The sequence below is a fragment of the Arthrobacter sp. 05T444 genome, assembly GCF_056395905.1.
Window position 1 is genome coordinate 54,969 of record NZ_JBFTKK010000017.1, and the last position, 13,971, is coordinate 68,939.

The following is a 13,971-nucleotide window of genomic DNA, read 5'->3' on the forward strand; positions in this document are numbered from 1 at the left end:
CTCTTCTCTCGGGGCAGTTCTGGAGGGGCGGTCATGATTTCCTATATGAATTTTGATAATCATATAGGAATCCTGTTCCCGATCAAGCCCCCGGGTTCGGCGCCGGACGGATTTCGTGCGCGGGATGGTGGTTTTCGGGCGCGAAAAAGCCCCGGCCCTGCGGGCTGGGGCTTTTTTGAACTGGTGATCCGCTTACCTGATGATCCTCTTACGGGGCGGGCCACTGTCCTCCAGCGGCGACAGTTCGGCATGCCCCTGAAAGGCCTGCGCAAACCTTTCGAAGGAATTGCGAATATGGCTGGCCATTGCAGCCTCGGCGCGCTCGGGTTCGCAAGCCTCGATAGCCTCCCTGACGGCCGAGTGTTCGGCCACCGTGATGGCACCGTCGACGTCGGCCGGGTAGAGCCGGAAGGTGTGGAGGTGGCAGTGGGTCTGCGCAAACGCGTGGCGCACCACGGGGTTTCCCGAGGCCGCCAGGATGGTGTCGTGGAAGCGCGTGTCATGGGCCACCAGATCCTGGCGCAGGTCCATGCTGCTCTTCATGGTGTTCCGGAAGCCCGCGAGCTCCTGCTCAAGGGCAGCGGCAGGGTTGGCCAGCCGGTCCACGGCGGCCGAGCGCGCCGCCCACGGCTCCACCAGCAGCCGGAACTCAAACAGTGAACGCAGCTCCGCCAGCTCAAGCAGTGGCGTAGTGCTGTACCCGCGGCCGGGGCTGTAAACCACGAGATTGTCACCCTCGAGGCGCTGCAGGACCTCGCGGACCGGCGTCTGGGACACCCCAAGGCTGCGCGCCACGGCATCGATATTAATCCGCGTTCCCGGCGCAATTTCACCCTCCAGGATCGAGGCGCGCATGGACGAATAGACGTCGGTGACGGCTGCCTTGCTTCGGGAAACGTCGGACGGTTGACGTGGGGGCACGCGTTTACCTCTTGGTTCAGAACTGGCGGAAGTCGCTTCGGGAATCATAAGCCACAGCCGGCCGCCGAGGACTCCAGAAGCTTTTTTCTGAAACGGGACTTGATCCGGATCACATTATCTATATGATTAACCAGATTCCTATATGATTTTGGCGCCGACATCTTCGGCGTCTTCCCTCCCGCCGGTGCCTCAGGCACCCGAAGCCATGTTCACGTCGAAGGAGACCGCATGACTGCGCTCGGAAGCAAGACCGCCACCAAATCATCCCCCACACCGCCGCGCCTGATGACCCGAAAACGCTGGGTCATCATCTGGCTCGCCTTCATCGGGCTCAGCATCAACTACCTTGACCGCTCAAGCCTGAGCGTCGCCCTGCCGTTCATGGGCAAGGACTTCGAGCTCACGGCCACGCAGCAGGGACTCATCTTTGCCGCCTTCTTCTGGGCCTACGACTTCTGCCAGCTCGCAGCCGGCTGGTACGTGGACAAGGTGGGACCGCGCCGCTCATTCTCGCTGGCCGCCGTATGGTGGTCCGTTTTCACCATGGTGACCGCGGCCGCGACGAGCTTCTGGTCGCTTTTCGCCGCCAGGTTCCTCCTCGGCGTCGGCGAAAGCCCGGCTCCCAGCACCGCCGCCAAGGTGGTGGCCACCTGGTTCCCGGTCCGGGAGCGGGCCTTCGCCACGAGCATCTGGGACTCCGGATCGCGGGTTGGCGCCGTTATCGCGCTGCCAATCGTCACCCTGATCGTGGCCCTCACCTCCTGGCACGCGGTCTTCATCATCATCGGAGTCGCCGGACTCATCTGGGCCGCCATCTGGTGGAAGGTGTACCGCAGCCCGCAGGAGCACCCGGGAGCCAATGCCGCCGAAGTCAGCTACATCGAAGAAGGCGGCGCCCGGAGCGAAGCCAGTGATGACGCCGGCGCCGCCAAGCTGCCGTGGCGTTCACTCTTCAAGTACCGCACCATCCTCAGCATGATGTTCGGCTTCTTCTGCCTGAACAGCGCCATCTACTTCTTCATCACCTTCTTCCCGAGCTACCTCGTGAAGGAGCGCGGCTTCGACCTCCTGAAGCTCGGCTTCTTCGGAGCCATCCCCGGTATCTGCGCCGTGCTGTGCGGCTGGCTCGGCGGCTACCTGGCCGACCGCGCAGTCCGGAATGGCGTATCCGTGACCAAGGTGCGCAAAACCGCCATCTCCGGCGGCCTGGCGGGCGGCTCGGTCATCATGTTCGCTGCACTGGTTCCCGAAGCCTGGATGGCCCTGGCCCTCCTGTCGGTGGCGTACTCGAGCCTCACCGTGGCGGCCACGGGAATCTGGTCGCTGCCGGCCGACGTCGCCCCCAGCTCGCGGCACGTCGGCTCCATCGGCGGACTGCAGAACTTCGCCTCCAACCTGGCCGGCATCTTCACCCCGATCCTGATCGGCGTGCTCGTCGACCAGACCGGCTCATTCGTGGCGCCGCTGGCCGTGATCGGCGGGGTCTCCCTCGTCGGTGCCGCCAACTACCTGTTCGTGATGGGCAAGATCGAGCCACTCAAGGTCAAGGCTCCGGCGCCCGTCGCCTAGCTGCAATAAACAGCAACGCGGGGTCACTTGCCGCCCGATCCAGACCTCCGGATGGGCGGTAAGTGACCCCGCGTTGCTGCTATCTGGAGGAGCTACAGCTCCACAGTCCCGCTTTCGCCCACGCTCATGCGGCTGTGGGTCACCTTGGACTTGACCCACTGCAGGACGGTGGCCGCGGTGCCTCCCGGGCTGGTCCAGTACTCAGCCGAGTCAGAGTCGACGCGCAGCAGGACCACCTCAGGGGTGTCCGGCCCGTCGGGGAACCACGCTTCAACCGTCTGGTTCCACATCTCGCGGATCGTCGCCCGGTCCCTGACCACTTCCGCCGTTCCGGCCACGGACACCCATTCGGTGTTCTTGCCGAAGGACACGTTGACCCGCGGGTCCGCACCGATGTGGGCCACCTGGGAGGTTCCCTCCCCGGTGAAGAACCACATGTCGCCGTCGCTCTTGACGTCCTGGACGGCCAGCGGCCGGCTGACCAGAGTGCCTTCTTCGTTGATGGTGGTGAACATTCCGATGTGGGAATCGTTGATGATGTCCGTGACTTTGCTGATGTTTTCATTTTCCGGCATGCTGTCACCTCGTTCTGTTCAGTCTGGGAAATCTTCCCCTCGGACCAGCGTATTGGTAAGCGTGCTTACTTTCCACCCGTGTGGACACCCGGGAAGGTTACCGTCCGCGCGCCAGCACCTGGCCGCGGAAGAACTCCGGCCGGATCCTGGCCATCACCAGCATGACCACCACACCGAGCAGGATCACGCCCATGCCGAGGATGAACACCATGCCCACTCCGCCCACGGAGGAGCCGGAACCGTACTCGGGATCCATGGAGTCGTAGGCGGTCTTGAAGAACATGACCAGCAGGATGACGCCGCCCAAGAGAGGAGCGAGGAATTTGAAGAAGAATGCGCGGGCGTTGCTGAACGCCACGGCCCGGAAGAACCAGACGCAGGCCAGCGCCGTGATGCCGTAGTAGAAACAGATCATCATGCCCAGCGCCGTGATGGTGTCCCAGAGGGCGTTCTCCGAAGTGGTCCGGGTGATGACGTAGAAGGCTGCCGCAGCGATGGCCGCGGCAATCGTGGCGTAGCTCGGCGACTTGAACGCCGGGCTGACCTTGCCGAACGTCGCCGGCAGTGCCTTGTAGTGCCCCATGGCCAGCAGTGTCCGCGCCGGTGAAACGAACGTGGACTGCAGCGATGCCGCCGAGCTGCTGAGAATGGCCAGGGACATCAGGATGGCGAACGGCCCCATCACCGGCCCGGAGAGGACGGCAAAAATACTGGACTGGTTCTCCGGGTTGCCCGTGCCCAGCCCGGTTTCACCCACGCCGGCGAAAGACAGAGTGGCGAGGGCGGCAGTCATGTAGATGGCCATGATCACCACGACGGTGACCGTTGCCGCGCGCCCGGGAGTCTTTTCGGGGTTCCGGGTCTCCTCGTTCATCGTGAGCGTCACGTCCCACCCCCAGTAGATGAAGATGGAGAGCGATACGCCGGCGGCGAAGGACGAGAACGAGTCCACCGCAAACGGGTTGAACCAGTCCGGCGAGATGGCCGTGGCGTCGAAGGCCGAGCCGTTGGCCACGTGCAGGAAGGCCGACGTCGCGAACCAGCCGAGCACCAGCAGCTGGAAGCCCACCAGGACGTACTGGACGCCCTTGGTGGTTTCCATGCCCCGGTAGGAGATCCAGCAGGCCAGTGCGATGAACACCAGAGTGGTGGCGATGTTCAGCGGCAGGTTGGCGGTCAGCTCCGCGAGGCCGGGGTTGCCCAGGAGCTGCGACAGCATGAGGTAGAAGAAGTCGACCGCCACCGCCGCGAGGTTGGACAGCACGATGATGGTAGCGGCGATGAGCCCCCAGCCGCCCATCCAGCCGATCCACGGGCCAAAGGCCCGCGTTGCCCAGGTGAAGGAGGTTCCGGCGTCGGGCATTGCGTTGTTGAGTTCGCGGTACCCGAGCGCCACCAGCAGCATGGGGATGAATCCCACCAGGAAGATGGCCGGCAGGTGCACGCCCACCTCGGAGACGGTGGGCCCGAGGGCCGCCGTCAGCGTGTACGCCGGGGCGATGCAGGACACCCCGATCACCACCGCGCCGATCAGCCCCACAGACCCGGCCTTCAGGCCCTTGTCACTCAGTTTCTTGTGCGAGTCCTGGGCGGCCGTGGCCTTAGTAGTACTCATGGGATTGCCTCTCCGGAAAATTCATTCGTCTTTGAATGGAGGTGGGGGCGGCCAGGTCAGCCGACGGCGGCCGGGGCCCCGGTCAGCGCGGCCTCACCGGATTCTTGGGTACGGGCTGCGGTACGGGCCGCTGCGGTTGCGCCGGCTGCGCCCGCTGCTGCGGCGATGCGGGCCGCGGTGGACTGGCCCATGCGCACGGCGCCGTCCACGTGCTGGTAGCCCTCGGCGGCAAGGTCGGAGGAGGACCAGTAGATCGGGCCCACCGGTGCGTGCTGGTCCTTGCCGTAGCGGTGCAGGCCGCCAAGGTCGTAGCTGGACGCGTAGGCGCCGCGTGTCCATTCCTCCGAGCCCCAGTCGGACTCGAAGTACACCTCCGGTTCCAGCGCCTGCTCCCCCAGGAAACCGGCGATTGATTCCAGGACGGCCCGCTTGCGGTCTGCGGCACTCAACTCGAAGACGGCGTCCGCCTTTTCGTCGGAGATGAATCCCACCAGAGTGCCGCGGGTGTCGCCGTGGTTGGTGTTGTCGTATACCTCCTGGACGAGCGATCCGGCGCCGAAACCGGTGCCAGAGAGTCCGGCTTCCCGCCAGAACGGCGTGCTGTACACGGCGTGCACCTTGATCACGAGGCCGAGCGACTGATGCTGGTGCATCTGGTGCTGGCGGCGCGGCAGCGGCGGGTTGAAGGAAACGCGCGAGTAGAGGTTGGGCGGCACGGCCATGATCACGAAGCGTGCCTTCACGGTGGCCCGCTCGGAAACGGCGGTGACGCGGTGGCCGCCGTCCGCGTCTTCCTCCCAGTTGATGGTGCGCACAGGGCTATTGAGGACGACGTCGCCCCCCAGTTCCGCTGCCTGCAGCAGGGAGACCTGCTGCATCCCGCCGACAACCCGCTTGTCCAGGATGAAGTCCTCATCGGTGAGGTGGGTGAAGGATCCGGCCGAGGCGGCCATGAGTACAGCCTGCAGCGCCGAGAAGGCGTGGGCGGGCTTGGTGAGCATGCCGCCGGCGATGAAGAGGCCGATGTTGTTGCAGGCTTCCTCGTCCGGGGAGTGCTGGCGGAGCCAGTGGTGGAAGGAGATGGTGTCCAGCTCGCGGGCCTTCGGGTGCGCCCACGGTTCGGTCGGCCCGATCTCGGCGGCCAGGGCGTCAAGCAGCCCGATGAGCTTGTCCATTTCGGCTCCGGTGGTAGCGCTGACCGGGAAGGAATCACCGGTGTAGCGGACGGGGGTTCCGTCGGTGCCGATGTAGACGGACTCGCCGTCGCGGTAGCGGGAATACGTGGTCAGGCCGAGCTGGTCGAGCAGCGCCAGCAGGGCGGTCTGGTCCGGCGAGACCCACTGCCCGCCGATTTCCAGCACCGCGCCGTCAACGGTGTCGGTCCAGGTGCGCCCGCCCACGCGGTCGCGGGCCTCGAGCACTGCGACACTGAAGCCGGCCTTCTTCAGTTCACTGGCTGCGGTGAGCCCGGAAGGGCCCGCACCCACGATCACGACGTCGCGGTCAAAATTCAGCATGATGTCCTCTCTCTGTGGCCGCCCGGGTGATGCGAACCACTAAATGAATGGTATTCATTTACGAGAACTATAGCTGTTCTGCCGGAGTACCGGAAGAGGCTGATGGAATAGTGTTTGAGAGACCGCCCGCAGAAAGGCCAGCCATGCCGGCACCACCCGCCGCCCCAGGACACACCTCCCTGGGAGACCCCGCCGAGCCGGAGGCGAAAACCGAGAACGGACGGCGTCGCGCCGGCCGGCCCGTGGGCGCGGTCCTGGACAAGGCCGGCATCACTGCCGCGGCTCTGCAGCTCATTGAAAAGAAGGGCTACGACGGCCTCACCATGGCCGCGCTGGCCCGCTCCCTGAACGTGGCGCCGTCGGCGCTGTACAACCACGTGAGTTCCAAGGGCGACGTGCTACTCCTCGTGGAGGACCACCTTGCCGCGCTGGTGGACGTGTCAGCCTTCGGTGCGGAGCCGTGGGAGGATGCGGTGCGGAAGTGGGCATGGAGCTACCGCGACGTGTTTTCGCAGCACACGCCACTGATTCCGGTCATTGCCGTTCTGCCCGTCACCGATGCCCCGCAGACATTGGCGATGTACGAGACCGTGAGCGCGGGCTTCCGCGATGCAGATTTCCCGGAGGAGCGGATTGTCTCCTCCATCGTGGCGCTGGAGTCGTTCATCTTCGGCTCGGCCTACGACGTCACCGCGCCCGCGGACATCTTCGACGCCGGCAGCATGGCCGAAGCGACACCGAGCTTCACAGGGGCCGTACGCAGCCTGGCGGCGCAGGGCCATGAGCGGCCGGCCGACGTCGCCTTCAGCCTGGGCCTCGAGGCGCTGATCTCGGGGCTGGGTGCGCTGCGGCAGTAACGGGACAGACGTTGGCGCTGTGAGCCAAGGCAGAACAGCCAAGTAAGGCAGACGGTGTCAGACCATCTGCCTTACTTGATGTTCTTCTGGCCTAGTCTTCAGCTACGTTTTCCGGCGGAGCCGCGGCGCGCCGGCGATGCCGCGATGAGCAGGGCAGCTATGGCCACGGCCGCGCTCAGGATGAGGCCGGGGCGGTATTGCTCCAGCATTGCGGCCGCATTTACGCCGGCGCCGCCGGTGGATTCGTCGCCATGACCGCTGACCATCGCCGTGGTGACGGCCAGCACCAGGGCGGCCCCCACCTGCGTACTGGTCTGAATCAGGCCGGCCGCCAGGCCCTGCTCGGAATTCCGGATGCCCGCCGTGGCCTGGACGTTGATGGACGGGAATGCCAGGGCGAAGCCGACGCCCAGCAGCAGGACCGACGGCAGGATATCCGTCACGTAGTTGGGTGTGGTGCCCACGCGCAGGAACAGCACGTAGCCAAGCGCCAGCGACGCCAGTCCGGTCAGGATCAGCCGCGGAGCCCCAAACCTGTCGATGAGCCGGTCCGCGAAGGGTGCGCTGGAGGCCACGAGAAGCCCGGTCGGCAGTAGTGCCAGCGCCATGCCCAGAGGGCTCCAGCCCAGCACGGACTGCAGGTAAAGCGTGAGGATGAACTGGAAACTCAAATACGAGCCGAACAGCCCCACGGCACTGAGGTTGGCCCGGGCCACCCAGCCTTCCTTGAGGATGCTGAACCGGATCAGGGGGTGTTTGACGCGGTTTTCGATCACGGCGAACGCTGCCAGCACCGCTGCGGAGGCCACGAATCCGGCGATAGTTGCCACAGATCCCCAGCCATTCCCGGGTGACGATACCAGCGTGTAGACCAGTCCCAGCATGCCGGCCGCGAGTGTCACGGCGCCCCAGACGTCGTGCCCGCTGTCCTGCTCTGTGCCTTCGCCCTTGCCGGCGGCAGCGTCCCGGGGGATGTACTTCAGGCCAAGAATCACGACGGCGACCGCCACCGGCACCGAGACCAGGAAGGTCCAGCGCCAGCTCATGGCAGTCATGAGGCCTCCGACGACCAGTCCCAGCGAGAAGCCGCTTGCACCAAAGGTGGTGAAGATGGAGACGGCGCGGTTCCGTTCCCGGCCTTCGGCGAAATTGGTGGTGATGATGGAGAAACCGGCAGGAGCCGTGAACGCCGCGGCCAGTCCCTTGACGAAGCGGGTGGCAATCAGCAGGGCAGGGTCATCCACCAGGCCGCCGAGCAGGGAAGCGGCGGCGAAGACACTGAGCGCAATGAGGAAGATGCGACGCCGGCCGAGAAGGTCCGCCATCCGGCCGCCCAGCAGGAGCAGACTTCCGTAGCCGAGCACGTAGGCGGAGACGATCCATTGGAGGGATTCGGTTCCCAGGTGGAGCTCGGTGCCGATCGAGGGCAGTGCCACGCCGACCATGGAGACGTCCAGCGCGTCAAGGGCCAGAACGGTGCACAGCACCAGCAGCAGCATCCACTGCGTGCGGGTCCACTGGACTGGTGTGAGCCGTTCTCCGGCGGTTCTTTGGAGGGTGGAAGGTGAAGTCATGACATCAATTTATATGACACGTCATTGAATGACAAGGAATATTATGACGTGGACTTTTAATCCGTCATGAATTAGAATCTCTGCATGGCAACACCGCAGGACCGTCAGCTGGTTGAGCAATGGCGCAGCATCCAGAGCACTTATTTCCGCACCGCAGGGGCGATCGACCGCGCGCTGGAGTCGAGGTTCAGCATCGGCCTGACCGAGTTTGAAATCCTGGACCTTGTGGCCGAAACCGCAGAGGCGGCATGCAGGATGAAGCAGCTCGGTGAGCGCACGCCGATGACCCAAAGTGCGATGTCCAAAGTGGTGGACAGACTCGAAAAAGCCGGACTCATCTCACGCCACTCCTGCGAAGATGACCGGCGCTCCTTGTTTCTGGAACTTACCGACGCCGGCCGTGAACTCCACCAGCAAGCCGCCGTCGAACACCGCGCACTGCTCAAGGAAAACCTGGCCTAAGACCCCAATCCGGCGAGAGGCAGGGGCCAGACCCCGAGGTCCGGGCCCCTGCCTCTCGTGTAGTCGGCTAGGAGAAGCGCCCGGGGCGGAAGGTTGCCAGCATCGGATGCCGGTTTCCGGTGAGGATTTCGCCGGCGAGGAGTTCGCCGGCGATGAGACCGAGCGTGGCGCCGGAGTGCGTGAACGCCACGAAGCAGCCCGGTACCTGGCCGAGTTCGCCGAAGACGGGTTCGCCGTCGCCGGGGATCGGCTTGTAACCGATCTTCCAGGACGCCGGCTTGAGTTCGGGGTTGCCGGCGATGAGCTTGGATGCTTCGTCGGCGAGTTCCTGGACCACGTCTTCGGGGATGCTGAACGAGCCGTCCGGGTGCTCGGTAATGTGCCCTTCGTACCAGTCGTGATCCAGGGCAAAGGTGCTTCCGGGGTTGGGGCGGACGGCGGCCCGGGGGGTGTTCATCACGGCCTTCACGTCGTGGTCTACCGGCTTGGTGACCACCAGCATGGACACCGGGGAACCGTTCGGGATCTCGACGCCGAGCGGAGCGACGACAGCGGGCGTTGCGGCACCGCAGGCCACCAGCACCAGATCAGCTTCGTAGGTCACCCCGGCTGCCGTCTGGACGCCGGTGGCGCGGCCGCCGTCGACCGTGACGGACGCCTTTCCGGCGTTGAGCACCAGCTCGCCGCCCCGGGCGTGGAATTCCTGCATCAGAAAATCCACCAGGTCCGGCAGGCTGACCCAGCCCTCGCCGGGATTAAAGATGGCGTTTTCCGGCACCGCACTGGAGTCGATGCCGGGCGTGGTTGCCGCGATCCCTTCCGGGGCCAGCAGCCTGGAGTCATAGCCCACAGACTTCTCGTACGCGTGGCGGGCCTCCGTGACGGCGTGCTGGCCGGCGGCGTTCCACATGAGGCCACCGCCGAACTGCAGCCACTCACGGTCCGGGTCGGCGGCGAAGAGCGTGCGGTAGCGGTCAACGCCGGCGAGGCGCAGCTGGTGGTAGGGCGTTGACCGCTCCCCGGCGGAATTCAGCCAGGAGAGCGAGCGGCCGGTGGCCTCACTGGCAAGGCCGCGTTCGGTCAGCAGGACCACGGACGCACCTTCCCGGAGCAGATGCACCGCGGTGGAGACTCCGAGGATGCCGCCGCCGATGACGGCGACGCGTTTGGTTGAGGCTGTGGAGGACATGCGTCTCCCTTTCTAATGGTGTGTGGGATGCCTTGGCCGCACGGTTTGCCGTGCTGCAGCTGAGCGGGGTTTGGTGTTGCGCCTACGCGAAGGCGTGAATTTTTTCGATGACTTTGAGGACTTCGAGCGACTCGGCGGGGTCGACGGGCAGCGGCCCCTCGCCTCGGAGGGCTGCGGCGAGCTGCGCGTAGAACCGCGGGTAGGAGCCCTTCTCGGCGGGCACGGGTACGGTGGCCCCATCAACCCCGAGGACCCCCCATGAGTCCTGGGAGTCAGCGCCATAGGCGGGATCCGACGGCGTCATGCCGGCCGCGAGGGCGGGTTCCTGGCTGTCCAGGCCCCACTTGGTGTAGCCGGCCTCGGAGCCCAGGACGTGAAACCGCGGACCCACCTGGGCGGCCGCGCCGTTCATCCACAACCTGGACCGGACCCCGGATTCATGAAGCAGGGACACGAACGCTTCTGTGTCGGCGCCGTCGGGATGTCCGTGGTTGGCGGTCTCCCCGTAGCTTTCCGCGACGGGCCCGAACAGCTGGATGGCCTGATCAATTAGGTGCGCCCCGAGGTCGTGCAGAATGCCCCCGCCTTCGGTCAGGGCGGCGGTGTCGCGCCAGTTCCCGAAGCCTTCCGGCCGCCACCACTCAAAGCGCGACTCGAAGGTTCGGATTTCACCCAGGGCACCCTCCCGGATGAGCTTCTGGAGCGTGAGGAAGTCGGCGTCCCACCGGCGGTTCTGGAAGACCGTTAGCTGAACACCGCCGTCGGACGCCCTGGTGATGAGCTCTTCACCGTGAGCAGATGTGGTGACGAACGGCTTGTCCACCACCACCTGAAGGCCGAGGGCGATTGCCGTTCCGGCAAGGTCGAGGTGGGTCGTCGGAGGCGTTCCGAGAATGACGAGGTCAAGGTCCGCGGCCAGGGCGAACAGCGCCTCCGGCGTCGGGACGATCCGCGCCCGCGGATGGAGCCTCGCCGCTTCCGCGGCGCGCTCCGGATCGGCCGTCACGATGACGTCCAGCGAGTAGTCAGGATCCGCCTCGATCAGCGGGGCGTGGAAGACCCTGCCGGAGATCCCGAAACCGACGACGCCGGTCCGAATGGGTGCCGCTGCCGTGTTGCCCATCAGAGCACCTCCGAGAGGAAGCGCTGGAGGCGTTCGCTGCGGGGGTTGTCGAAGATTTCGGCGGGGGTACCGGATTCGACGACTTCGCCTTCGTCCATGAAGACGACCTGGTCGGCGACTTTGCGGGCGAAGCCCATTTCGTGGGTGACGACGAGCATGGTCATGCCGCGTTTGCCGAGGCCCGCCATCAGGTTCAGCACGCCCTTGACCAGCTCGGGATCCAGTGCGCTGGTGGCTTCGTCGAAGAGCATGACTTCGGGTTCCATGGCCAGGGCCCGGGCGATGGCGACGCGCTGCTGCTGTCCGCCGGAGAGGTCCCGTGGCCGGTGGTCGGCCCGTTCCGCGAGGCCCACTTCGGCGAGGCGGCGGCCGGCGCGTTCCCGTGCCTCGGCCTTGGACATTCCCTTAACGCTCCAGAGCGCCAGGGCCACGTTTTCCAGGGCGGTGTGGTCCGGGAAGAGGTTGAAGTGCTGGAAGACCATGCCGATGCGGGCGCGCAGGATGTCGGGTTTGACCGTCAGGGCGCTTTCACCGGCGAGGAGCACGTCTCCGCTCTTGGGTTCGTGCAGGCGGTTGACGCCGCGAAGCAGCGTGGATTTGCCCGAGCCGGAGGGCCCGATGATGCAGGTGGTGGTTCCGGGGGCCACGGTGAGGCTGACGTTGCGGAGGACCTCGATGTCGCCGTAGGCCATGGTCAGGTTCTGGAGTTCCAGGCTGGAGCCGTGGAAGGTCTCGATGTCTGCGGCGGTGTTGCTGGTGTTGCTGGTGCTGGTGCTCATGTGTTGCTCCCGGTGATCAGCGGCGAGGCCGCGTCGAGTTCTGTGACTTCCTTCAGTCCGCTGCTCGGTGCGGCGGGGCGGCGCCGGCCGGTCCGGAAGCGGTTGTCGAAGTAGTTGACCAGGTGGGTCAGGGGCACCGTGATGACCAGGTAGAAGATCCCTGCCATGACCAGCGGAGAGAGGTTTCCGGAGAGTACGGCGGCGTCCTGGCCGACGCGGAAGAGTTCACGTTCGCTGACCAGCAGGCCCAGGAAGTACACCAGGGAGGAGTCCTTGACGATGGCGATGAACTGGTTCACCAGGGCCGGCAGGACCCGGCGGATGCCCTGCGGGATGACCACCAGGGCCATGGACTTGGCGTAGCTCATGCCCAGCGCGCGGCAGGCTTCGCCCTGGCCCTTGTCCACGCTTTGGATGCCGGCGCGGAAGATTTCACCGATGTAGGCGCTGGCGATCAGGCTCAGCGCGATGATCCCCAGCGGGTACGGCGAGGGCCCGAAGATCGACTGGCTGAGCCGGGCGAAGCCCTGGCCGATCAGCAGGATGGTCAGGATAGCCGGAAGGCCGCGGAAGAGATCGGTGTAGATCCGGGCCGGGACACGCAGCCACCTGGACGGTGAAATGCCCATGACCGCGACCACCATGCCCAGCACTACGCCCAGGATGGTCGCCGCGATGGAAATGATCAGCGTGTTCGGGAGCCCCACTGCGAGGAGTTGGGGCATGACTTCGGCCATTGCGCCGAAGTCGAAAAAGGTACGGATGATGGTGTTGAGCCAGTCCATGGTTGCTCTCAGACGTAGTTAGCTGGTGTGTCCCGGGCGGACCGCGTACCGCGGTCCGCCCGGTCATTTTGCAGCCGGGCCCATTGCCCGGCGTAGATGGCGGGCCGCCTACTTGCTCGGGGTCGGGGTGGCTTTCTGCTCGGCCTTGGGCAAGTACTGCTCGGGCATCGGGGAGCCCGGGAACCACTTCTGGTAGAGCTTCTTCCAGGTGCCGTCATCCATCGCTGCGGCCAGTCCCTTGTTCAGGGCATCCTTGAAGGCCGTCTTGCCCTTCGCCAGGGCGAACCCGGCCGGGGCGTCGAAGGACGGGATGTCCGCGGCGCTGACCAGGCCGTGCTGCTTCTCGTAGGCCTTGGCGGCCTCGTAGTCCAGGAAGTGGGCGTCCACGGTGCCGCTGTTCACGGCGGCAATCGCGGTGTTGTTATCCGGGAAGCGGACCAGGTTGGCGGAGGTGAAGTTCTTGACCGCGTAGGCTTCCTGGAGCGTTCCCTGGACCACGCCCAGGCGCTTGCCGGACAGGCCGTTGACGTCCTTGATGCCCGAGGTCTTGGTGGTGATGACTGTCAGGTACCCGGCGAGGTATCCCTCGGAGAAATCAACGGTTTCCTTGCGCTTGTCCGTGATGCCGATGGCGGCCACCCCGACGTCGAACTGGCCGTTAGCCACGGCCGCAAGCAGACCGGAGAAGTCCTGCCCGGTGAAGACAACATTGTCCACCCCGGCCCGGTGGGCCACGTCCTTGAAGAGCTCAACGTCGAAGCCCGTGAAGTTACCCTGGGCGTCAGCGAACGTGTAGGGCTTCGAATCCCCCAGGCTGGCCACCCGGATCGTGCCCGGCTGAATCAGGCCATAGGGGTTTTCCTGCGAACCGGTGGAGGAGGCGGGGGTCGATCCGCCGCAGGCGGAAAGCGCGAGGACCGCTGCCAGGGCTGCCGCGGCCACTGCGGCCGGGCGGAAGTTCAGTTTGATCACAGCGTTGTCCAATCGTTGGAGGGAAAGCGGTGC

At 65.4% G+C, this 13,971-nt stretch carries 13 protein-coding genes; 3 read left to right on the top strand and 10 right to left on the bottom strand.

The window, feature by feature from the left end; all coding sequences use genetic code 11:
- Nucleotides 1–192 precede the first annotated feature (192 nt).
- Nucleotides 193–921 (bottom strand): GntR family transcriptional regulator, encoded by a 729-nt coding sequence (locus tag AC1DD3_RS16070; protein WP_230118206.1) that lies wholly within the window; start codon nt 919–921, stop codon nt 193–195.
- A 228-nt stretch (nt 922–1,149) separates the two neighbouring features.
- Here AC1DD3_RS16070 and AC1DD3_RS16075 point away from each other — a divergent pair, with 228 nt between their 5' ends.
- Nucleotides 1,150–2,490: an MFS transporter gene (locus tag AC1DD3_RS16075; RefSeq protein ID WP_230118207.1), complete on the top strand. Its 1,341-nt coding sequence runs from the start codon at nt 1,150–1,152 to the stop codon at nt 2,488–2,490.
- A 92-nt stretch (nt 2,491–2,582) separates the two neighbouring features.
- Here AC1DD3_RS16075 and AC1DD3_RS16080 read toward each other — a convergent pair whose 3' ends face one another.
- The 3 genes from AC1DD3_RS16080 to AC1DD3_RS16090 all read right to left on the bottom strand — a co-directional run bounded on the left by AC1DD3_RS16080 (nt 2,583) and on the right by AC1DD3_RS16090 (nt 6,197).
- Nucleotides 2,583–3,065, bottom strand: a complete 483-nt coding sequence (locus AC1DD3_RS16080) for a pyridoxamine 5'-phosphate oxidase family protein (protein ID WP_230118208.1) — start codon at nt 3,063–3,065, stop codon at nt 2,583–2,585.
- 97 nt (nt 3,066–3,162) lie between these two features.
- Nucleotides 3,163–4,680, bottom strand: a complete 1,518-nt coding sequence (locus tag AC1DD3_RS16085) for an APC family permease (protein ID WP_230118209.1) — start codon at nt 4,678–4,680, stop codon at nt 3,163–3,165.
- 56 nt (nt 4,681–4,736) lie between these two features.
- Nucleotides 4,737–6,197, bottom strand: coding sequence for a flavin monoamine oxidase family protein (locus tag AC1DD3_RS16090; RefSeq protein WP_476882074.1), 1,461 nt, complete (start codon nt 6,195–6,197; stop codon nt 4,737–4,739).
- A 143-nt stretch (nt 6,198–6,340) separates the two neighbouring features.
- Here AC1DD3_RS16090 and AC1DD3_RS16095 point away from each other — a divergent pair, with 143 nt between their 5' ends.
- Nucleotides 6,341–7,054 (top strand): TetR/AcrR family transcriptional regulator, encoded by a 714-nt coding sequence (locus AC1DD3_RS16095; RefSeq protein ID WP_230118211.1) that lies wholly within the window; start codon nt 6,341–6,343, stop codon nt 7,052–7,054.
- A 98-nt stretch (nt 7,055–7,152) separates the two neighbouring features.
- On the opposite strand, the gene AC1DD3_RS16100 is transcribed toward AC1DD3_RS16095, so the two are convergent.
- The gene (locus AC1DD3_RS16100) at nt 7,153–8,628 is read right to left on the bottom strand and encodes an MFS transporter (protein WP_476882075.1); all 1,476 of its coding nucleotides are present in this window, start codon (nt 8,626–8,628) and stop codon (nt 7,153–7,155) included.
- An 84-nt stretch (nt 8,629–8,712) separates the two neighbouring features.
- On the opposite strand from AC1DD3_RS16100, the gene AC1DD3_RS16105 reads away from it, so the two are divergent.
- Entirely contained in the window at nt 8,713–9,090 is a 378-nt protein-coding gene (locus AC1DD3_RS16105; protein ID WP_230118213.1) for a MarR family winged helix-turn-helix transcriptional regulator, read from the top strand.
- Nucleotides 9,091–9,157: 67 nt separating this feature from the next.
- On the opposite strand, the gene AC1DD3_RS16110 is transcribed toward AC1DD3_RS16105, so the two are convergent.
- The 5 genes from AC1DD3_RS16110 to AC1DD3_RS16130 form a co-directional block, all read right to left on the bottom strand.
- Nucleotides 9,158–10,279, bottom strand: coding sequence for an NAD(P)/FAD-dependent oxidoreductase (locus AC1DD3_RS16110; protein ID WP_476882076.1), 1,122 nt, complete (start codon nt 10,277–10,279; stop codon nt 9,158–9,160).
- 82 nt (nt 10,280–10,361) lie between these two features.
- Entirely contained in the window at nt 10,362–11,402 is a 1,041-nt protein-coding gene (locus tag AC1DD3_RS16115) for a Gfo/Idh/MocA family protein (RefSeq protein ID WP_476882077.1), read from the bottom strand.
- Nucleotides 11,402–12,181, bottom strand: a complete 780-nt coding sequence (locus AC1DD3_RS16120; protein ID WP_290369737.1) for an amino acid ABC transporter ATP-binding protein — start codon at nt 12,179–12,181, stop codon at nt 11,402–11,404. The genes AC1DD3_RS16115 and AC1DD3_RS16120 overlap by 1 nt, the downstream gene beginning before the upstream one ends.
- Entirely contained in the window at nt 12,178–12,966 is a 789-nt protein-coding gene (locus tag AC1DD3_RS16125; protein WP_476882078.1) for an amino acid ABC transporter permease, read from the bottom strand. Before AC1DD3_RS16125 ends, AC1DD3_RS16120 begins: the two co-directional genes overlap by 4 nt.
- Before the next feature lie 108 nt (nt 12,967–13,074).
- The gene (locus AC1DD3_RS16130) at nt 13,075–13,938 is read right to left on the bottom strand and encodes an ABC transporter substrate-binding protein (protein ID WP_230118217.1); all 864 of its coding nucleotides are present in this window, start codon (nt 13,936–13,938) and stop codon (nt 13,075–13,077) included.
- Nucleotides 13,939–13,971 lie beyond the last annotated feature (33 nt).

Excerpts from the sequence above, each read along its gene's own strand:
- AC1DD3_RS16120 (WP_290369737.1), bottom strand. The coding sequence starts at position 12,181 with ATGAGCACCAGCACCAGCAACACCAGCAACACCGCCGCAGACATCGAG.
- AC1DD3_RS16090 (WP_476882074.1), bottom strand. The coding sequence starts at position 6,197 with ATGCTGAATTTTGACCGCGACGTCGTGATCGTGGGTGCGGGCCCTTCC.
- AC1DD3_RS16115 (WP_476882077.1), bottom strand. The coding sequence starts at position 11,402 with ATGGGCAACACGGCAGCGGCACCCATTCGGACCGGCGTCGTCGGTTTC.
- AC1DD3_RS16095 (WP_230118211.1), top strand. The coding sequence starts at position 6,341 with ATGCCGGCACCACCCGCCGCCCCAGGACACACCTCCCTGGGAGACCCC.
- AC1DD3_RS16085 (WP_230118209.1), bottom strand. The coding sequence starts at position 4,680 with ATGAGTACTACTAAGGCCACGGCCGCCCAGGACTCGCACAAGAAACTG.
- AC1DD3_RS16110 (WP_476882076.1), bottom strand. The coding sequence starts at position 10,279 with ATGTCCTCCACAGCCTCAACCAAACGCGTCGCCGTCATCGGCGGCGGC.
- AC1DD3_RS16105 (WP_230118213.1), top strand. The coding sequence starts at position 8,713 with ATGGCAACACCGCAGGACCGTCAGCTGGTTGAGCAATGGCGCAGCATC.
- AC1DD3_RS16075 (WP_230118207.1), top strand. The coding sequence starts at position 1,150 with ATGACTGCGCTCGGAAGCAAGACCGCCACCAAATCATCCCCCACACCG.
- AC1DD3_RS16100 (WP_476882075.1), bottom strand. The coding sequence starts at position 8,628 with ATGACTTCACCTTCCACCCTCCAAAGAACCGCCGGAGAACGGCTCACA.
- AC1DD3_RS16125 (WP_476882078.1), bottom strand. The coding sequence starts at position 12,966 with ATGGACTGGCTCAACACCATCATCCGTACCTTTTTCGACTTCGGCGCA.
- AC1DD3_RS16080 (WP_230118208.1), bottom strand. The coding sequence starts at position 3,065 with ATGCCGGAAAATGAAAACATCAGCAAAGTCACGGACATCATCAACGAT.